15 protein-coding genes are annotated in these 20,305 nt (G+C 59.1%); 1 reads left to right on the plus strand and 14 read right to left on the minus strand.

What is annotated here, in order from left to right; all coding sequences use genetic code 11:
- Nucleotides 1-46 precede the first annotated feature (46 nt).
- The 8 genes from TERRO_RS19295 to TERRO_RS19335 form a co-directional block, all read right to left on the minus strand.
- Complete coding sequence (locus tag TERRO_RS19295) at nucleotides 47-1,033, minus strand: alpha-E domain-containing protein (protein ID WP_014787390.1); 987 nt, start codon at nucleotides 1,031-1,033, stop codon at nucleotides 47-49.
- Nucleotides 1,034-1,190: 157 nt separating this feature from the next.
- The gene (locus tag TERRO_RS24015; RefSeq protein WP_014787392.1) at nucleotides 1,191-1,496 is read right to left on the minus strand and encodes a BrnT family toxin; all 306 of its coding nucleotides are present in this window, start codon (nucleotides 1,494-1,496) and stop codon (nucleotides 1,191-1,193) included.
- A 63-nt stretch (nucleotides 1,497-1,559) separates the two neighbouring features.
- Complete coding sequence (locus TERRO_RS19310) at nucleotides 1,560-3,002, minus strand: carbohydrate porin (RefSeq protein ID WP_014787393.1); 1,443 nt, start codon at nucleotides 3,000-3,002, stop codon at nucleotides 1,560-1,562.
- Entirely contained in the window at nucleotides 3,002-4,459 is a 1,458-nt protein-coding gene (locus TERRO_RS19315; protein WP_014787394.1) for a circularly permuted type 2 ATP-grasp protein, read from the minus strand. The genes TERRO_RS19310 and TERRO_RS19315 overlap by 1 nt, the downstream gene beginning before the upstream one ends.
- Before the next feature lie 57 nt (nucleotides 4,460-4,516).
- The gene (locus tag TERRO_RS19320; protein ID WP_014787395.1) at nucleotides 4,517-5,470 is read right to left on the minus strand and encodes a PDZ domain-containing protein; all 954 of its coding nucleotides are present in this window, start codon (nucleotides 5,468-5,470) and stop codon (nucleotides 4,517-4,519) included.
- Nucleotides 5,457-6,419, minus strand: coding sequence for a HEAT repeat domain-containing protein (locus TERRO_RS19325; protein WP_014787396.1), 963 nt, complete (start codon nucleotides 6,417-6,419; stop codon nucleotides 5,457-5,459). The genes TERRO_RS19320 and TERRO_RS19325 overlap by 14 nt, the downstream gene beginning before the upstream one ends.
- 216 nt (nucleotides 6,420-6,635) lie before the next feature.
- Nucleotides 6,636-7,418, minus strand: a complete 783-nt coding sequence (locus tag TERRO_RS19330) for an RNA polymerase sigma factor (protein ID WP_014787397.1) — start codon at nucleotides 7,416-7,418, stop codon at nucleotides 6,636-6,638.
- A 64-nt stretch (nucleotides 7,419-7,482) separates the two neighbouring features.
- The gene (locus TERRO_RS19335; protein WP_014787398.1) at nucleotides 7,483-8,175 is read right to left on the minus strand and encodes a dienelactone hydrolase family protein; all 693 of its coding nucleotides are present in this window, start codon (nucleotides 8,173-8,175) and stop codon (nucleotides 7,483-7,485) included.
- A 220-nt stretch (nucleotides 8,176-8,395) separates the two neighbouring features.
- Here TERRO_RS19335 and TERRO_RS19340 point away from each other — a divergent pair, with 220 nt between their 5' ends.
- Entirely contained in the window at nucleotides 8,396-9,352 is a 957-nt protein-coding gene (locus TERRO_RS19340) for an aldo/keto reductase (protein ID WP_014787399.1), read from the plus strand.
- A 373-nt stretch (nucleotides 9,353-9,725) separates the two neighbouring features.
- Here the strand turns inward: TERRO_RS19340 and galU are convergent, their stop codons facing one another.
- From galU to TERRO_RS19375, 6 genes are all read right to left on the minus strand, one after another.
- The gene (gene galU / locus TERRO_RS19345; RefSeq protein WP_014787400.1) at nucleotides 9,726-10,601 is read right to left on the minus strand and encodes a UTP--glucose-1-phosphate uridylyltransferase GalU; all 876 of its coding nucleotides are present in this window, start codon (nucleotides 10,599-10,601) and stop codon (nucleotides 9,726-9,728) included.
- A 160-nt stretch (nucleotides 10,602-10,761) separates the two neighbouring features.
- Nucleotides 10,762-12,522 carry a DUF885 domain-containing protein gene (locus TERRO_RS19350; protein ID WP_014787401.1) on the minus strand — a complete coding sequence of 587 codons (1,761 nt, stop codon included), beginning with the start codon at nucleotides 12,520-12,522 and terminating at the stop codon, nucleotides 10,762-10,764.
- Between the two features lie 56 nt (nucleotides 12,523-12,578).
- Nucleotides 12,579-13,241, minus strand: coding sequence for a YdeI/OmpD-associated family protein (locus TERRO_RS19355; RefSeq protein WP_041593554.1), 663 nt, complete (start codon nucleotides 13,239-13,241; stop codon nucleotides 12,579-12,581).
- A gap of 96 nt (nucleotides 13,242-13,337) precedes the next feature.
- Entirely contained in the window at nucleotides 13,338-14,453 is a 1,116-nt protein-coding gene (locus tag TERRO_RS19360; protein WP_169315319.1) for an acyltransferase family protein, read from the minus strand.
- Nucleotides 14,454-14,505: 52 nt separating this feature from the next.
- Nucleotides 14,506-18,132, minus strand: a complete 3,627-nt coding sequence (gene mfd, locus TERRO_RS19370; protein ID WP_014787404.1) for a transcription-repair coupling factor — start codon at nucleotides 18,130-18,132, stop codon at nucleotides 14,506-14,508.
- Nucleotides 18,133-18,264: 132 nt separating this feature from the next.
- Nucleotides 18,265-20,223: a DUF3857 domain-containing protein gene (locus tag TERRO_RS19375; protein WP_052313402.1), complete on the minus strand. Its 1,959-nt coding sequence runs from the start codon at nucleotides 20,221-20,223 to the stop codon at nucleotides 18,265-18,267.
- Nucleotides 20,224-20,305: the final 82 nt, after the last annotated feature.

The raw sequence follows: 20,305 nt of genomic DNA on the forward strand, positions 1-20,305 counted from the left end.
CTTTCAGCCGGCAACTAGAAACAAGAAACCAGCACCAAGAAACTCCCTACCCCGCAAGCGCCGCCTGGATCGAATAATCGACATACAGCTCATAGATTGCGTTATGAATCTCGCGGCACTGCATCTGGATGTCTCGCAGATACATCACCACATCGCCAGTCATAATCTCTTCCACGCTGGAGTAACTCAGCGTCGCACGCAGTCGCCCTGAAATACGACTCAGGTTATGCGAACGCACGCCGCCGCTGACATCCTGCACAGCCTCCAGCGCATGTTGCATCGCATCGATGGAGAATCGCAACGAGTGCGGAAAGTCTTCATCAAGCAAAAGAAATTCCAGGATCCAATCCGGCGCAAGATCCGCGGTGTACACCTTGCAATAAGCTTCAAACGCGGTTGCACTCCGCAGCAGACCCATCCACTCCAGGTACTCATTGCTGTCCGGCAGTGCGTCGTGCTTCGCCCACAGCTCCGGCTGGTAGGCCTCCATCAGCATGGCCGTTGCGGAAGCACGCTCCATGAAGCGGCCCACCTGGATAAACTGCCAGCCCTCGCCGTGGCTCATCGTGGAATCGGTCACACCCTGGAACTGGTGGACGCCCTCCATCACCTGGCCCAGAAATTCAGTCGGCCCTTCACTCTGCTGCAGCAGCGCCTCGGCATGCATGTCGCTCTGCATCTCCGGCCGCGTCACCTGCAGATACAGACTGTTCAGTTTCTGCCACATCTCGGTGGAGATCTGTTCGCGCACATGCCGCGCGTTTTCCCGCGCCGCAATGATGCATGACAACACGCTGGAGTGCACGTCCTCATCGAACGTCAGGCAACGCGCCAGTGCAATGGCATCGCCCTCAAACTTCACGCCCTTCGGCGAACCCAGCGCCTGCAACACGCGCTGCCAGCGGCGATCCGCGCTGCTCTGCGGCTCATCCAGCATCAGGTTCAGGTTCACATCCAGCAGCCGCGTCGTATGCTCCGCGCGCTCCAGGTAGCGACTCATCCAGTACAGGCTGTCTGCAACTCTTGAAAGCATCTAGCTCGCCTTCTGCAGCTTCTTGCTGCTTCGTTCTTCGATGCTTCGCTTTGCTGCTTCGTACTCCTCTGCGGTGAGCGGCGGGATATCGGAAAAGTCAATCTCACTGTCGGGACGGGATGCCAGGCGTCGTAGACGCTCAGCATCTGCAGGTGTCCTAGTAATTCGTGCTCCTGCTTGCACTGTCACGATAGAGCCTTTGCTCTCGTCGTTCTGCAGGTCGTGCTGAGATGATCCGGACTCGTGTTTGCTCATCATCGCCTCGTAACGTATGTGCCACCATCAATAGAAGAACACCGCCCGCCTGACCAATTGCCTGATGCCGAAGCTCGCCTTCGTAGATGCGATCTGGAAGGTAGAAGAGGTTTGGGTCTTCCAGAGCCTCGCGGGCGTCATCGAAGCTTACCTCGTGCTTGCGCAGATTCTTTTCTGCCTTCGCTTCATCCCACTCGTATGTCGTCATGCAGTCTGGTGCTCCGGCTACATGGCGTTAGTCCATACAGTGTAGTGCAGTCTTCTTCGAGGCCTAAAAATCCATATGCGCCCGTAACGAAGGCACCCACACCGGTCCACGGTCGCGGTTATAGCCGGGATTGTTGATGTGGGACACACCTGTCGCAAAGTACGAACCACGCCACACGTGCAGGTTGTAGTACCCCTCCACAATGTTTTCGCGACCATACCGCAGGTTGCCATCGCCCAGGATGAAGCCGGCGCCGCCACTCGCCAAATATTGCTGGTGATAGCGCTTGATGGCATTCGAGCTGAACGCCAGGCCCAGCTTGTCGTCGGCACGGCCCCACTGCTTGCCGTCGTAGCTCGCGCCCGCCAGCGCCGACTGTTCAATCTCCGTATAGGCAAACGACTCGGTCTTACCGTCGTTCCATCCCACGCGCCCGGCCACCGTCAGGTGATCGGTCACCGCCTGCTCCATGTTGTAGCCGAAACCGTACTTCACCGAATCCGGGTGCCGATGCAGGGAAATGTCCGGGGTCGCATCCGCCCCATTCCGGAAGGCCGTAATCGCCTCGCGATAGCTGCCCATGTTCGCATTGTTCACAAAGGCCAGCACCCGATGCGTGCCTTTCTTGCCAGGCAGAAAGCCGCGCCGCAGCTCGAACTCCATATTCTGCCCGCGACTGCGCTTCACCGCCCAATCCAGATCGATGCCGTTGGCCACCGTCGGCATCAGCATCAGCGCATAACGCACCGCCCAGTTGCGATCCTGGTAGTCCAGCGTCGCGCCATAGCTGTAGCCGCGCGTGTCCGCCGCGTAGTCCCACGCACCGTTGTTGTCGATGCTCCAATTCGTGAACTGCAGATGGCTGTCGCTCAGCACGCTGTTGATGTCGAAGACATCCGGCGTCGACATCTTGCCCACACGCACTTCCAGCCGCCGCACCGGCACCTTCGTCGCCAACGCCAGCGGACCGCGCGTATTGTCCGTCATCTCATCCGTAAAGCCGATGGTCTGGTGCACCATCACGCGCGCAATATAAGGTTTCGATCCAAGATTCGGATTCCGAACCACATCCAGATTCGTAAAGCCCGCAAGACCCAGCGCCTGGCTGATGCCGCGGCCGCCCGTCGCCTCCACATGCAGGATCAAATCCGTGTTGTAGCGCAGCGCCTTCGTCGACTCGCCGCCCTCCAACAACTGCCACGGCTGCAGTCCCAGGAACAGCGTACCCACCAGCGAAACCTTGTACTCGCCGCGTGAGACCAGGCTGTTCAAACCCTCATATGGCGAGTGAAACGCCCCGTGCCCCTGCAAAATACTGTTCGCCTGCCCCGCGATATACCAGGGCCTCGTCTCCGAGTGCGGAAACATCGTCGGCGCCGCCGTCTGTGTCGCGGAGGCATCCGCCGCAGGGGTCGTCGCCGAAGGTTGCGGTCCGGCGGGAACCTGTGCCGCCGCACTCAATCCAAACAGAAACACCACACCCAGAAGCGAAGACCGGAAATCCATTACTGACTCAACACCCACGTATCCTTGCTGCCGCCACCCTGCGAACTGTTCACAACCAGCGACCCCTTCTTCAACGCCACGCGCGTCAAGCCGCCCGGCACGATGCTCACCTTATCGCCGTACAGCACATACGGCCGCAGATCCACATGCCTCGGCTCGAACCCATTACCAAACAGACAGGGTGCGCGGCTGAACTGAATCGTCGGCTGCGCAATGTAGTTCCGCGGATCCGCCTCGATCTTCCGTGCAAACTCCTCACGCTGCGCCGCGGTGGACTGCGGCCCAATCAACATCCCGTACCCGCCGCTCTCACCCACGGCCTTCACAACCATCTTGTCCAGATTCGCCAGCACATGCTGCCGCTCAATCGGCCGCGCGCACAGATACGTCTCCACGTTCTTCAGCACGGGCTCTTCGCTCAAGTAGTACTTGATGATGGCCGGTACATACGCGTACAGCGCCTTGTCATCGGCAACACCCGTTCCAAAGGCATTCGCCAGCGTCACATTGCCCGCGCGATACGCATTGAACAGCCCCGCCACGCCCAGCATACTGTCGCCGCGGAAGCTCATCGGATCGATGAAGTCGTCATCCACGCGCCGATAAATGACATCCACGCGCCTCAGACCGCTCGTCGTACGCATGTACACGACGTTGTCGTGTGTCACCAGATCGCGTCCCTCGACCAGCTCGATGCCCATCTGTCTGGCAAGATACGCATGTTCGTAGTACGCACTGTTAAAAACGCCCGGCGAAAGCAGAACAATATTCGGCTCCGGACGCCCCTCAGGCGCCAGCGACCGAAGCGTTCCCAGCAGCAACTGCGTGTACTGCTCAATCGGTCGCACGTTGTACTTGCGGAACATCTGCGGAAAGATCCGCTTCATCACGCGCCGGTTCGTCAGCATGTAGCTCACGCCGCTGGGCACGCGCAGATTATCTTCCAGCACGACAAACTCGCCGTTCTCCAGCCGGATCAGGTCCGTCCCAACCACCGCGATATACACATTCCGCGGCACCTGCAGCCCGATCATGTGCCGCCGAAACTGCTTGCAGCTGTACACCAGCTCACGCGGCACCACACCCTCTTTCAGGATGCGGCCCTCCGTGTAAATGTCCTTCAGGAACAGGTTCAGCGCGGTAATCCGCTGGGTCAGGCCCTTCTCCACCGTCGCCCACTCTGTGCTTGTGATCATGCGCGGCAGCAGGTCATACGGAAAGATCTTCTCCGTACCCTCATCCCGGCCATAGACCGTAAACGTGATGCCCTGGTTCAGAAAGGAGAGATCCGCAGCCTGCTTTCGGCGCTCGACTTCAGCACGCGGCAGGGCAGAAAACTGCTCCATCAGAACTTCGTAGGTGCCGCGCAGCTGGTCAGGCCCGGCGAACATTTCGTCGTAGGCGTTATCCAGCAGGTAGTCGTCCAGGTTGGGGCGAAGCGGCTCGAGATTGTCCATCGGTGGCCTCAGTATAGAGGCGAGAGGGCATCCCGGCAGCATCCCACGGCAGGACAGCTATCGCAGCATCATAACCGGGGCCGGTGTCGCACGTGGCTCGACCGCATCACCCAGGGCGCTCCGTCGCTTACTATCCGGCACCATCGTCAACGTCTGCTCACGCCGCTCGCGGATCACGGTCATCACCACGGGACGACCTTTGCTCTCATGCAGAGCACGCGTCCAGTCCTTCTCCGTCGCCACTCGACCACCATTCATCCGCGTGACCACGTCGCCCGCACGCAGACCCGCCGCAGCCGCCGGGCTGTTCGTCTCCACCTCGTGCACCAGCAAACCCTTGCCGTCTTTCACGCCAAAGTAGTCGGCCAACTGCGCGCCCATGGCATCCACCGTCGCCCCCGTATAGGTCGGCGTCGGCAACAGATGTCCCGTAATGAAGCCATTGCCGAATCTGCTCTTCGGCGCCGGCGCCTCCGGCGGTGCAACAACAATCGCCGTGTCGTCCACTGGAACCGGCACAATGTATCGCTGCCGAGCCTGCTTATCCACTTCCTCACGGGTCGACATCACCGCCGTCACCGTCTGCTCCGCACCGCCGCGGCAGATGTACAGCGCAATCGACTTTCCGGGCGGCATGTCATGCAGCATCTTGCGCAACTGCTCTTCGCCATCGACCGTGACGCCGTTTACGCTCAGCACAACATCGCGCTCACGAAGTCCGGCCTTACCCGCAGGTCCATCATGATCCACCATGACGATCACGGCGCCGTGGCCGTCCTTCAAGTGCATCGACCCGATATCGCCGTCGCTGACATCATGGAATGCAATCCCCAGGTATCCCGCTGCTGGCTGCGAGTGACCACCAGCCGCCGCGCCGAAACCCGCTCCCGCGAACATTGCATCGATTTCCGCAGCGCTGCTCATCAGCACCTGCGTCGTCTGCGCCCCGGCTGCTCCCACCGAAAACGCTACCGCCAGACCCGCAATCGCAAACTGCCTACTGAATCCCATCGACGGTCCCCAGCGCCTGCATGGAAGCAGTGCGAATGTAAGGATTCTCGTCTTGCGTCGATACCGTGTGCAGCACCTGCCGAACGCTCGAGTCGCCCTCGACCGGCTCCAGCATCCCGATGGCATGCGTCCGCACATCTGCGCTGGAATCCCTCATCAGGCTCTCCAGTACGACATCGCGGACCTTCTGATCCTGCGCGATGTACGGGCCCAGACCCTCCAGCGCACGCAGCCGCACGGCCGGACTCTTGTCATACCGCAGGCTCACCAGCAACGCATCCCGGAAACCCGTTGCATCGCCCTCGCCGTGCTCACACACATGACCGGCCTTGCACTCTTTCGCCAGCAGATCCACGGAGATCGCGCGGATGCCATTATCGCTATTGTGCTGCGCCGCCAGCGTCAACAACCGGCGCAGTTGCGGCTCATCCAGACGGCCCTGGAACATCATCGGGACCATCTGCGTGTACTTCACCTGGATCACATCCGGATCCGGCGTCGTTACAATCCCGCTAATGTTGCCAATGATCCCTTCACCCTCGGTCGCGACCAGCCCACCATGAGGTTGCGGCGCATGCGCCACCTGGTACCGGGTAAGCATGTTGCCACCCAGAAATCCAACGCCCACCAGCAGTGTCGCCAACGCAGGTGCCGCGTAAAGATGTTGCCAGGTGCCCTGCAGCGCAGCCCGAAGGCGCATGCTCCACGTGCTCTTCCCAGCCTCATCCAACGCCTCGTCCAGACGCATCCGGCTGGCCGCCAGCATATTCGGCGTCACCACCGGCACAGACTCCTGTGCCAGCACGTTGGTCATTGCATTCAGGGCTTCGGATTCTTCCTGGCAGCCTGCACATCCCCGCAGATGGAGCTCCAGATCGGCCCGCTCCGCTTCACGGAGCTCGTCGTAGGCCAACAGTACGAGTTGTTCTCTCACTTCTTCGCAATTCATGGCGCGTGTTCCTTGTATGGCTTCCAAAAAGATGTTGCGTGCTTCTATCCCGGCCGGTCGTACGTGTCTCGATCGCCTGCCGTGGTCTGGGTAAAACTCCCCGCGCCGGCCTGTGCCTGATCTGCGGGGTCCTGCTTCTTCGTCTTAGTTCTTAGCTTGAGTTGCAAGTGAAGCGCTTAATCTCAAAGAAACTAAAACTCCAAACTAAAACTTGTCCTAAGCGTCCGCCAGATTCGCGCGCAGCTTCCGCGTCGCGCGAAACAGCGTATTCTTTGCCGTCTCTTCCGTGGTCTGCAGCATCTCGCCAATCGCGCGAAGCTTCAGGCCCTGGTAATGCTTCAACTCAAACACCATCCGCTCACGCGGCGTCAGCTGATTCAACGCCTCCTGGATCCGCAGATGCAGCGTGTTCCGCCGCAGCTCCAGCTCCGGGTTCGCACCCGCACGGTCATCGCTGATGTTGCTCATCAGGTCGATCGCGTCACCGCTGCCGTCCATCACAACTGCCGGATCTTCACGACGACTCTTACGCCGGCGCAGCGCGTCCAGGCAAAGGTTGGTCACAATCCGATACAGCCACGTATAGAACGAGCACTCAAACCGAAAATTCGACAGGTGCCGGTAGGCCTTCAGGAACGCCTCCTGATGCACATCCTGCGCGTCCTGCTCATTGCCCAGCATGTGCAGCGCCAGCCGTAACACCGCGCCATCATACCGGCGCACCAACTGGTCGAACGCGTCACGTTCGCCGCGTTGCGCCTGTCGGATGAGTTCGTCATCCTCCAGCCGCTGCTGCGCACGGGCTTCCATCTGCGCTGGAGTAAGCGCTGCCCGTCCCGCCCGACCTGCCGCTGCCTTCGCCACTGCTGGCGATTCTACCGCGACAGCACCCGCCGCCAATGCCCCGCCTCCGGCAAAACCGCCGGTATTTCCAGCAAAGCTGGCATTTGAAGCAAAAGCGCCGCCACTCATCGTGTCACCAAAAGCTGTTGTACCCATCGTGCACTGACTCCGGAGTCAGAAGATCGATCTCACAGTAATAGACCGGGCAGATCGGAAAAGGTTAGTGGGACGTCCGTGATCGTGAGAGCCCCGCCACAGGTAGATATTTCGTCAGAAAGAGCAAAGTCCGTTGCTCGGCGTCGGCGGCGTCTCCCGGGCGGTAGCTCTCCGAGTCTTGCTCTTCGAAACCAGCTCTCGCGTTCACGTAGACCTTCAAATCCGTGGTTTTGCGAGCGCGCTTCATGGCTGTCGCGAACGTATTAATCCCATCACGGTCCACTTGCCCCAAGGCGCTGAAGTTTCCGAGAACGGCTGCTTTAAGTCGCGCGACCGAAGCAGGATCAATTGGCAACTGCCCGTCATTCGTCACCAGGACCTTAACGTTTTCCTCGGCTACGGCTACGTCCGCGGAGAGTGTTGCTCCCTCATCCCATCCAATTACAGCAATTTTTGAGGGATCCATCATCCAAGCCTCTAGATAAACCAGCGCGTACTCAATTCTTTCAACGTTTTTGTCGTGCGGACCCTCGGTCCAAACGGGCTTCCCCACCAACTTGGTCGGAGCAGTACCGTCGGTTGGATCCAGCGCAAGAACCTTGTACCCCTGAGCGGCCAAGGCCGAAGCCGCACTCCTGATGGAGTCCGTGAGACCACCGCGACCCGGCACCAGAAGGACGCTCGGCCAAGTGCCAGGTTTACCACTGGCCGGCTGGAACTCTTCGCCAGTCCCTCCATCGCCCTGCGTGATTGACATAAAGCGGACGGATCTTCCGCGTACGAATGCCTTGGCGGGACCCACATCCTCAGCAGGCGGAGCGCTTTGACCGGACGCTGCTGAGGACGCTAGGCACACAAGAGAGATCAACAGAAAAGATCTGAACATGCCTCATTATGTCTGAGCGAATCACTTGGAGGCGCAATTCAGCCGCCCCAGATGTACCTGCGCGATCCAATTCCGGTGCATCCTTCTACCTATGAGCACAAACACCCTCGGCACCACCAGGAAACTCGGCAACTCAGATCTCGACCTCACCGCCATCGGCTTCGGCGCGTGGGCCATCGGCGGCGGCGGATGGCAGTTCGGCTGGGGCTCGCAGGACGACCAGGAATCCGTCGCGGCCATTCGCCACGCCATCGGCAAGGGCATCAACTGGATTGACACCGCAGCCGTCTACGGCCTGGGACACTCCGAAGAGGTGGTCGCGCATGCTCTCGAGGGTGTCAGCGAAAAGCCCTATGTCTTCACCAAATGCGCCATGACCTGGGGCGAAGATCGTCAGATCGTCCGCACCCTGAAGCAGATCCGCCAGGAGTGCGAGGACAGCCTCAAGCGCCTGAAGCTGGACGCCATCGACCTCTACCAGATCCACTGGCCCATCCCCGACGAAGAGATCGAAGAGGGCTGGGGCACCATGGCCGATCTGCAAAAGGAAGGCAAGGTTCGCTGGATCGGCGTCTCCAACTTCAACGTCAGCCAGATGGAGCGCGCCCTCAAAATCGCCCCCATCACCAGCCTCCAGCCGCCCTACTCCATGCTGAACCGCACCAACGAGGCGGAAATTCTGCCCTTCTGCGAAAAGAAGGGCATCGGCGTCATCAACTACTCGCCCATGCAAAGCGGCCTGCTCACCGGCAAGATGACCAAAGAGCGCGTCGCAGCCTTCCCGGACGACGACTTCCGCAAAAAAGCCAAGGCGTTCCAGGAACCGCAGCTCACCAGGAATCTGGCACTCGCGGACAAGCTCAAGGAGATCGGAGCAAAGCACGGCGTGGAAGCTGGAGTAGTCGCAATAGCCTGGACACTCCACAACCCCGCCGTCACCGCAGCCATCGTCGGTGGCCGCAGCGCCCAGCAGGTGGACGGAGTACTACCGGCAGCAACCTTCCGCCTCTCCGAAGCAGAGTTCAACCAGATCACCGAAAGCCTGTAAGGCCCACAACACCGGGTGCCCCATTCTTTCGCGGCTTCATCGCGAAAGGGTGGGTTATTCGCGAAGCGAACCACAAGGCTCATCCCCCTCAGATGAAAGAGGCGTCGCCCGGCCGAGCGGCCAGAATCCTGTCAAGCCCCAAACGCACCTAAACCCAACATTCAAAAGGAAATAAACTTGGCGGGTTATTTCCCCAATCTATCTACAATAGAAATAGGGCAAATCACAGACATCTGTGATTTGCCCTAAGTCCTTTGTTTGCTGATTTTTACCCGTAAGTCCTTTGGAATCTAATTTTTGCCGATTCGGGAATCGTCAAGTCCTTTAGAATCTAATTTTTACAGGAAAAAGGGGGGGGGTACCCCGCCCAGAACTAGAGAGGGAACGACTTCAGCCACTCGCGGAACTTCGGGCCTAGGTCGTCACGCTTCAGTGCGAACTCAACGGTAGCCTTCAGGAAGCCGAGCTTGTCGCCTGCATCGTGACGCTTGCCCTCGTACGTGAAGCCGTAGACGCTCTCGTACTGCAGCAGCGCCTTGATGCCGTCCGTCAATTGCAATTCGCCACCGGCGCCAGGCGTCAACTGCTCCAGCAGGCTGAAGATGCGCGGCGTCAGGATGTAGCGACCAATGATCGCGTTCTGGCTCGGTGCCTCGCTCGCCTTCGGCTTCTCGACCATGTCGCGAACCTTCAGCAGGCGCTCATCGCCTTCAACCGGTGCGCAATCCAGGCAGCCGTATTGCGAGATCGCTTCACCCTCCACCACTTCGCTGCCCAGGATCGACGATCCGGTGCGGTTGAAGGCTTCGACCATCTGCTTCATGCACGGAACGGTCGCATCGACGATGTCGTCTGGCAGCAACACGCAGAAAGGCTCATCGCCGACCAGTTCCTTCGCCATCAGAACGGCATGGCCCAGGCCAAGTGCCTCCGGCTGGCGAACGTAGGTGATCTTTGCCAGCTTCGAAACCGACTGTGCAATCTCCAGCAACGCGGTCTTGCCACGCTTCTCGAGCGAAGCCTCAAGCTCCGGTGCGCGGTCGAAGTGATCTTCCATCGTGCCCTTGCCACGGCCGGTCACGATGATGATCTCTGTGCAGCCGGCGGCTACGGCCTCTTCCACGCCGTACTGGATCAGCGGCTTGTCGACCAGCGGCAGCATCTCCTTAGGAGTGGCCTTGGTAGCGGGGAGGAAGCGGGTGCCCATACCAGCGGCAGGAAATACAGCCTTGCGAATCGTTTGCGTCATGCTTGCCATTTGTCCAAACACTTTCCGAGAAGTCTTGCAGTCAACTCAATTGCCCAATGCTACTGAACGGCTCTGCAGCAGCCTATACCGAATCCGTTGTACGTCGATGACGTCCATGTGCAGGACAATCATCTACCCAATTCATGCATTCCATTGCAGTTCAAAGCACAGGAGACCCATCGTGAAGCATTGCCTGTCGCACGATCTTGATCGGAACCGGTCCCTGTCGCATCAACGTGTCATGAAAGTCCTGCAGGTTGAATCGAGCTCCCTGCTTCGCCTTAACGTCCGCGCGCAGCTTGAGTATCTCTAGTTTACCTAACGTGTAATACAGATACGTTGCATCCGAAGTGCCACGCTTCGTCTCCACCTTGCCAACCGACGGCGACTGATAACCCTCGGTCACGAAGTACTGCTCAGCCTGATCCGTCGTCCAGCCTTCCGTATGCATCTTGATAGCCACGGTAAAGCGAGCGTTGCGTAACAAAGCATCCTGTAACTGTCCCAGCCGAACCAGCTTCAACGTCCGCTCATCCGCGCCCGGTATCGAGAAGCCTTCGTCCAGCATCATCTGCTCACAGTAGTGAGCCCAGCCTTCCACGTCGGTCGCTGCCATCGTCAGCTTCCGGATCTTCGACGGGAACTTGTCCTGCCAAAGGAACTGCGTGAAGTGACCAGGAAATGCCTCGTGCACGCTGGTGCTCACAATTGTTCCCACGTTGAACTGAGCCATATGTTCTGCAACATGTTCCGGAGTCCAGTCCTTTTCTGGAAGCGTGACATTGAAGTACGCCTTGGTGGAACCTGTCTCAAAGGGTCCGGGCGAGTCCATGCTGGCCGACGTCGTAGCCCGCTCGAACGGCGGTGTCTCTTCCAGCACAGGTCGAACGCTGCTCGGCAGCGTGATGATGTGGTGCGACTGGATGAATGTGATCTCCGCGTTGAAGCTGTCACGGAAAGCATCCAGCAGCTTGTCCGGCGCCGGATGGATGGTCGCCAGCTCTGCCAGTACCTCGGTCGGTGTCTTCTTAGAATCGAGATCTTTCGCAATCCGCGCGAACTCGGCCTGATTGGCCTTCATGTTCGCATCATTCACGGCCAGCAGCTTGTCCAGCGGCGTGTCGACCATCTCGTCGTACAACAGCTTCTTGCGGTACGTATCCACGCCGAACCGGAACTCGCCGCCCGACCGCGGCAGCAAATCCGTCTTCATCCAGGCCGCGTAGCTCTTCATGGCTTCGACAACAGCAGCGTTGGTCTTCGCAAACTCCGCTTTCGCCGCAGCATCGGTCGCGTCCGCAAAGGCCAGCGGAACATCATGCTGGAAGAAGCTGATATTACCGTCGATCTGTTCCAGGGCGATCTCGGTGTAGATCTTCGGTGGGTTCTGCAGGTTCTTGCGAGCCTCCGCAAAGACCTGCGGAATCAGCTTCTCGCGCGCAATCGCCGCACGGAGCCGCGCATTCACCGGCGCGTAAGGACGCTCCATCAACGTGAAGATAGAACCTGTTACACCGCTCGAATAGTTGTCCGGATTCTTCTGCCACATCCGGATCGTCTCCAGACTCAGCAACTGCGACTTGATGGAGTTCAGCAGGATCTCGCGATCCGCGGCAACTGGAGCATCAAGACCATCCGCCGGAATCGCCTCCAGCTTCGTCTGGTACTGATGCAGCGCTGCCGTCTGCTTCGCAATCGCACCAGCCGAGTAATCCTCAAGCTGCGTGTCGTATTGGTGATACCCCACGGTCGTCCCGCTCGTGGGATTGAACTTGAAGTAAACGTCGTCGAAGTATTGATCAGCGACGAACCCAAACGTTTGCGTCGCACCATCCGCGCTGATGCGCTGCGCACGCACAGGAACAGAAAGAGTTGCAAGCAGTGCCAACGAGACGACAACAGAGCGGAGTGAAGAGCGCATAGTTGCGAACATCTTATCGCGGCAAGGTCTTCGCGCAAGCGGCGAGCATGCGCCACTTACAACTTCGACGCACGCTTCTCTGCGGCATCGCACAGCTTATCGATCCGCTTCGCGCGTGACTCAGGCGATTGATATGCCGTGACGGCGAACAGCTCCATACGGCGCTGTGTCGGTGTCATCGCGGGCCAGCCAGACTTCGCCTTCGGCCGCGCATCCAGCGCCTTACGGATCGCAGGTGGCAATTCTGCCTCGGCTTCCATGGTGAAGAACATCCGCTCGGCCATCGTCTGCGCGCGACGCATACGTGCCTCATCACTCTTGACGTCGGAGACCCATTTGCCGATCTCGCGCCGCGTGTACTCCGTCAGCGACTCGTACCACGCACGCAGCCCGTCTTCGTCATCAAGCAACGCATCGAGTTCCTCCGGCAACTCCGCCTCGCGAGGGTCAAGGTCCGGCTCAAGCACGAACATCGCGACATGGCCCGGCGTCACCCCGGCACCAGCCTGCATCGCCTTCGTCACCAGCAGGAAGTACTTTCCTTCTTCACCAGCGAACGGAAACAGCGAGGTACGAAATACGAAGCCGTTGATCGTTCCCTTCACCCGCGAACGAATGCGTTCTTTCCAGACGACGGCTGGGTCGAAAGGCACACGCGCCATCGTCCAGCCCAGCACGCGATCACCTTTCTCCACCGTGGCTCGGAAGTGCTGTTTCATATCAGCTACGAATTGAACCACGAACGGGAACGAGAACCAAGAGTCTCCCACATAACTTTGGGCATTTACGAACGTCACGGATTTGGCAGTGGACATCTACTGCATCAGGACGCTGGTGGCTTGCGTTTCGCGGCTGCGGACCTTCTCCTTTGCGAGTATCCACAAACGGCAGGGCGTCTCAAAGTACACGAGGCTCAGCACGCTGAGTGCTGTCACAAGGCAGGCGTAGGCCAGGAATGCCGGGGTGCCATAGTGCTGCAAGGGACGCCGCAGCATCGTGGCAATGGGCATGTGAATGAGATACAGAGCGAAACTCGCTTCGCCCAACACCACAAGCCACTTCGGCGAAAGCAATGAATCGATAAGGCGGTTGCCGCTGGCAAGGGCAACGATGACGACCGCGAAAAGCGGAGCCAAAAGCCCATGCTGCAAGCCGTTTTCAGAGATCGGAAGCTGGAAGACAGGAATCGCAAGGAAGGCAGCAAGACTTACGACGATCAGGTAAGGCGCGCTCCGCTCCAACGCCCGCCTTCGCTCAGACTCTTCCATGACCCATCGGAATGGTGTTGCAAGGTTGATTCCAAGCAGGAAAACATACAGGTGCGGCAAGGGAGAATAAGTCTGGCCCGAACCATGAAGGGCATGCACCATCCCGGCACCAGTGGCGTAGATCAAGAGGCCTGCTACGAGCGATGTGCGCAACCGCAGCTTCGCCAGAAGTGGACCGATCAAAGGGAAGCAAAGATAGAAAAAGGCTTCCGCAGACAAAGACCAGCCAGGGATGTTCAGCCCCGTCAACGAGGGCGACCATGCCTGAACAAGAGCGACGCTGGCAGTCACGACACCAACCGCATGCATTGAAGTCGCACCACTTGAACGAAACGTATGAAGAAAGTGAGGCAAGTCCAACAGCAGAGCCGCAATATAAAGAGGATAAATGCGAGCGAAGCGGCTAACGAAAAAGCGCCTTGGCTGCACCGGCTTACCCGAGCCAAGGTAGACGATGGCCAGAATAAAGCCGGAAAGCATGAAGAAAAAGCTCACACTTACATACCCCAACCCGATGAAGCGGGAAAGAAGGTCATGCTGATCCCGATGGGAAGGAATGATTAGCCAACCGTGATAGAAGACGACAAACATGGCAGCAAAAAATCGTGCCGAAGTAAGAGGGAGAATCTTGGAACCGAAAGATAGGGGAGCAGACTTCGTCACAGTTTGACCTTCATCACACGGTCTTCGTACGAATGTCGTGGATGCGGCGAGACTACACAGCCGCAGGCGCTAGATCAAGCTGCTCCAGCAGAGCCTTCGTCTCTGCGATTACATCTGCTGACTGAGCCGAAGATAGCGGCCAGCGCAGCACTCCCTGGGGCGTAAACTGTGCGCCCTTCTTCGTATTGCGCGAGACCAGCTTCATCAGCATACCCGGATCGATCTTCGCCTTCTGGTCAAACTTAAGGATCAGCATCTCACGGAACACCTTCTGCCTGTTCTCTTCAAGTTGCACACGCTTGCGGTCAAGCTGCGCGATGCAGATGCGCTCACATTGCAGACGTACTTCCGCTGCAGCAAGCAGGTTAACAACGCTTTCCGGTAGCTCGCCGTAGCGATCGATCATCTCCGCGCGCACGTCCGCGAGCACACCCGTGTCGGTCGCGCCGGCGATGCGCTTGTACATACGCAGACGCTGGTTCTCCTCCGGAATGTATGTCGCATCGATGCGCAGAGAGATACCCAGGTTGAGCACGACCCCGGGACGTTCATCCTGACCTTCGCCCTTGATCTTCGCAACGGCCTCTTGCAGCATCGACGTGTACATCTCGAAGCCGATGGCTTCGATGTGGCCACTTTGCTCGCCGCCCAGCATGTTACCGGCGCCGCGCAGTTCCAGATCGAGTGCTGCAATCTTAAAGCCAGCACCGAGATCGCTGAACTCCTTCAATGCCGCCAGACGTCTGCGAGCAATCTCCGTCAGTTCATTCTCCGGCGGAATCAGTAGGTACGCATACGCGCGTCGATCGCTGCGTCCAACGCGGCCACGTAACTGGTAAAGCTCGCTGAGGCCGTGACGATCTGCACGGTTGATGATGATGGTGTTCGCGCGCGAGATGTCGAGACCGTTCTCGATAATGCTGGTCGCGCAAAGCACATCGTACTCGCCATCCATGAACGCGAGCATCGCCTTCTCCAACTCACCCTCGCCCATCTGTCCGTGCGCGACGATAGTGCGTGCCTGCGGCACAAGCTCACGAATCTTGGACGCGAGTTCGTAGATCGTCTCGACGCGGTTGTGCACGAAGTAGATCTGGCCGTTGCGCTCCAACTCCACCTCGATGGCAGTGCGCAAAAGCTTCTCGTCAAACTTGGCAACGATCGTCTGAATCGCCATGCGGTCCTTCGGTGGCGTCTCGATGACGCTCATGTCGCGCAGGCCGAGAAGGCTCATATGCAGTGTGCGTGGAATCGGAGTCGCCGACATCGCCAACACATCGATGTGCGCACGCATCTGCTTCAGACGCTCTTTGTGCCGGACACCGAAACGCTGCTCTTCATCGACGACAAGCAGGCCGAGGTCCTGAAAGACCAGGTCCTTCGACAGCAGCCGATGTGTGCCGATGAGAATGTCGACCTTGCCAGCGGCCGTGTCTTCAAGGATCTTCTTCTGCTCCTTCGCGGTGCGGAAGCTTGAGATCATCTCGACGTTCACAGGAAAGCGTGCGAAGCGCTTCTTGAATGACTGAAAGTGCTGGAAGCTGAGTACCGTGGTCGGCGTCAGCACCGCAACCTGCTTGGAATCCTGCACAGCCTTCAACGCCGCCCGCATCGCTACTTCTGTCTTGCCATATCCGACGTCGCCGCACAAGAGACGATCCATCGGCTGCGTCGACTCCATATCGCGCTTGATGTCGGCAATGGCCGCTAGCTGATCGTCCGTCTCGTTGTAGTCGAAGGCATCCTCAAACTCGCGCATCATCTGCGAGTCCGGCGTAAAGGCGTAGCCAAGCGCCGCCTGCCGCTGCGCGTACAGCTTCAGCAGCTCGCCGGTCATGTCCTGCATGGCCTTCTTGACCCGGGCTTTGGTCTTGCCCCACGCAGCGCCGCCCATCTTGTTCAGCTCAGGGGCCGGACCCGCCTCAGCGCTGCGATACTTCTGAATCAGGTCAAGACGCGTCAGCGGAACGTAGAGCTTGGCCTGCTCCGCGAACTCCAGGATCATCAGTTCCAGCGGCGTGCCGTCCTGGTCGATGGTGCGCAGGCCCATGTACTTCGCGATGCCATGCTCGACGTGCACGACGAAGTCGCCAACTGTCAGGTCACGGAAGTCGCTGATGAACGCTGAGGTCTTCGACTTGCGCTGCACCGGCCGCGCATTGACGTCAGCTTCGTCATTCAGGTCCTGCGCGCCGACGATGATGAACTGCCGCGCGGTCGCCTTCTCTAGGTCAAGAAACTGCACGCCACTTGCGAGCGCCGTGCGAACAATGACTGGCGTACGAATGTCGCCGGTTAGGTAGCTGCTTTCGTCATAGACGGTTGCGGAGCCGCTGGCCTGCTGTACACGACTTCCAATGCGATAGGCGACACCGTACTCCTGGAACAGGCCGGCAAGACGCTCAACCTCACCCTGGTTGTGTGCCGCAATGAGTACGCGTGCATCCTGGCTTTGCAGGGTCTTCAGGTGTTCTGTGAACTGCGGTATCGAGCCGTGGAAACGCATCGTCGGGCGCGTCGCAAACTCGATCTCGCTCTGCGATGAGCTTTCTGCTTCCAGTACGTCGACCGCGCCGAGTTGATCCAACTCGACGCCGGGATACATGCGCACGCGATCAGCGAAGTCCCACGGCGAAAGATAGACATCGTCCGGCTTCACCAGCGATCCGATGCCGCTGCGGTCGTGCCGCTGCTCGACCTTGTTCCACCAGCGCTCACCCTGGTTCTTCACCATAGCGGGCTCTTCCACGTAGACGCGCGTCTTCGGTCCCAGCAGGTCGAGTACCGTGCCATGTGCACCAGCGACCGGTGCGAAGAACTCCCACCCGGGGAAGACCGAGACCTCACCCACGCTGGTCTGCAACTCGCGCGGCTCTTCCCCGCCCTCGAGCTCGGCACCGGCGCTGCCGCCACGTACCAGCCGCGCATGCACCGCGCCCAGCAGCTTTTCAGTGACAGGCGTTTCGGTGAGCGGCAGCAGTACGATCTCGTCGACGGGCGAAGAGGAACGCTGCGTCTCCGGATCGAACTTCCGCATGCTCTCGATCTCGTCGCCGAAGAAGTCGATGCGCACCGGCCGGTCCATCTCCGGCGAGTAAACATCCATAATGCCGCCGCGCAACGTGACCTGGCCGGGCATCTCGACCACATCCACGCGCGTGTAGCCAACGGTCAGCAGGTGCTCCAGCAGCATGGCCGTGTCGTATTCTTCGCCGCGCTTCAGTTCCAAAGCCAGCGCTGCGTAATAGTCGCGGCTAAACAGGCGCATGCAGGCTGACTCCAGCGGCACAATCACAATGCGGACGGCGCCGGTGCAGATCTTCCAGAGTGTCGCCGCGCGCTGTTCCTGAATCTCTGCGTGTGGAGACAGGTTCTCGAAGGGCAACACATCGTGCGCGGGTAGCCGCAGCACTTCTTCGCACTTTAGAGCACCGGTCAGATCGCACGTGGCGTTCAGAAGCGCATGCAGCGCCTCCGCAGCCTTGTTGTCACTCACCAGAATGAGCGCGGGTGCATTGCTGGCGCGCACCATCAGCGGCAAGTAGATGGCGCGGGCGGTGGCCGTAAGTCCGGACACACGACGGCGTCCACTGCCCGCGCTCAGGTGGCGGCGGACTCGTTCGAAGGCGTCGGTGTGTTCCAGGTCCGCGATCATCTCGCGGACAAACGGCAGAATCATGCTTTTACAGTCTAGACGGCTTGCCGGATGCTGCCAGGGATGGGCCACAGTTGGCCGGTAATCACGCTTACGATCCAGCAGACAAAACGGGGAACGCCTAAGCGCTCCCCGTCTCTCCGTCCGTGATTTGACCTACTTCACGACCGGTGCCTCGATTGCGGCCTTTTCCGTCGGGCGTTTCAGCACAATGGATCCGTGATCCTTCGCTTCGAAATCACCATAGAAGGTGCGAAGACCCTGGTATTCGGTTAGCGGAAAGTACATGTCTCCCATCGTAAGGTCACGCCGCAGGGTAATGCTATTGGGTGTCTGCGATGCGGTCAGTGCGTAAAGCGCCAGGTTCTCGTACTTCGCCTGCTCCTTCGTCGGGGCAGACTCCACCGTGAAACCCGGTGGCAATTTATAGCGGACCGCGTCTTGCAAAAGCTGTGCGTACTCAAAGTAAACAGCCTGGTCTCGCTTTTCATGCGGAAAGGTCGGCCTGGCACCAGCTTCAAAGAGCGATACCGGCAGCATGACCCGCGACCCTACTGCGTTGCCGACGTGGCCATCTACCGTCGCAGTCACCTTCAGCGGCACCTCGCCATTATCGATGCCGGTGATGCCAGTTACTTTGACCTCAGTACCACCCGGCATCCAGCGTTCCAGTGCCTTCTTCATCTGCTCGTGCACTTCCGCTTCGTCGTTCCTCAATGCAACATGCCGCCAGCGCAGCGCCGGGCTGCCCTCATAGGTGAGCGTGACCGTGCCGGTCATGTGACCATCCTGCTCCAGCTGTACATCTGCAACGCGGCTGGTGTGCGAGAATTTAAAGCCCTCAGACGGTGTTGGCAGAAACATCTTCGTCTTGTCTTTGCTGTCCTGCAGTACACCGCCAGTCAGAGTGTGATCCCACTCCAGATGCCCGAAAGGGCAGTAGCGGCTGCCGGGGTCCAGGTAATGTTGCGCTCCGCCGTAGGTCAGCACCGCGATCTCATCGGTCAACTGCGCTTCAAAGTCCTGCCAGTTCACGTCCAGCAGCAGGTAGCTTCGATCGGTGACGATCATACTGCTGGCCTGCAGACCGGCAGCGCGGGCCAGTGCAATGTAAGTCTTGGCAATCTGATTCGAGGAGCCGCGCTTGCGTTTCAGCACATCCTCGGCGGACTTGATCTCAGCCTTATCTTCGGCACTGGAACGTTGACGCGTGTAGTCGGTATTCTCCAGCGTCATGGTGAAGGCGTAGAGCTTGCGCGCCTTCTCCTCTTCGCCAGTCGCGCCTGCAATGGTGGTTGTCGCGGTCTGCCGCACCAGGTCACTCACCGTTGCGAAGTGATTGGCATCGCTGCTCCAGTACTTGATCTCCGTGTTCCAGAAGTCGACCGAGTCATAGTACGGCGTGTAATAGAAGAAGACGTGGTAACGCGAGGAGCGGATCGGCGGCATGAACTCCTCCGCCCGGAATGGAGAGATGCTGGCTACGTCCAGATCAAGCCTTACGCGGTTTGTCGGCGTGTGGGTCAGCTTCACTTCGGTACCGGCCGGGAGGGATTTCGCCCACACCAGCCGCTCGCTGATACTTTCGCGACCGCCGCGGCGTACCCCTATCAACTCTTTATTGGTGGGCTTCCAGGTGAAATGCCCTTTTCTAAGGTAGAGGTTCGTCTGCACGATCCAGTTCGGGCTGAAGAAGGTATGGTCGTCCCATCGGACGGTGTACCGATACTCGATGATCCTGCCGACCTTCACCGCCGGCAGGGAGAACACGCGTGCAGAGTATGAGTTCTCAAAATCCTTCCGCAGCACCTTATCGAACGGCTTCCCTGTAAAAGGGACGATCGTCCCGTCAGGCTGCACCGTCCGGGCCGAGATTTCCCCAATACTGTTGCCGCGCGAATCACGACGCTTGTCGTAATCCAACTCCACGTCGCCAAGCTCCAGGCCCTTCTCCGTCAGAATCTTAATGCGGAAGTAGATGGCGCGCATGTGGTTGTCGTCGTCGTCGAGTTCATCGCGATTCAGGATGATTGCTTCCGAATCCGGCGCTTCCGGCGCCGACGTCATATGCAGCTCTTCCTGCGTCGGCGGGATGAACCAGGACTGCGCCTCCATGCTGCGTATTGAAACTGCCGAAAGTAAAAGCACCGCATGGATCCCAACGGACCACCATCTGAATCTCATCCTGCCCTCCTCG

The organism is Terriglobus roseus DSM 18391 (genome assembly GCF_000265425.1).
Taxonomy (GTDB): Bacteria; Acidobacteriota; Terriglobia; order Terriglobales; family Acidobacteriaceae; genus Terriglobus; species Terriglobus roseus.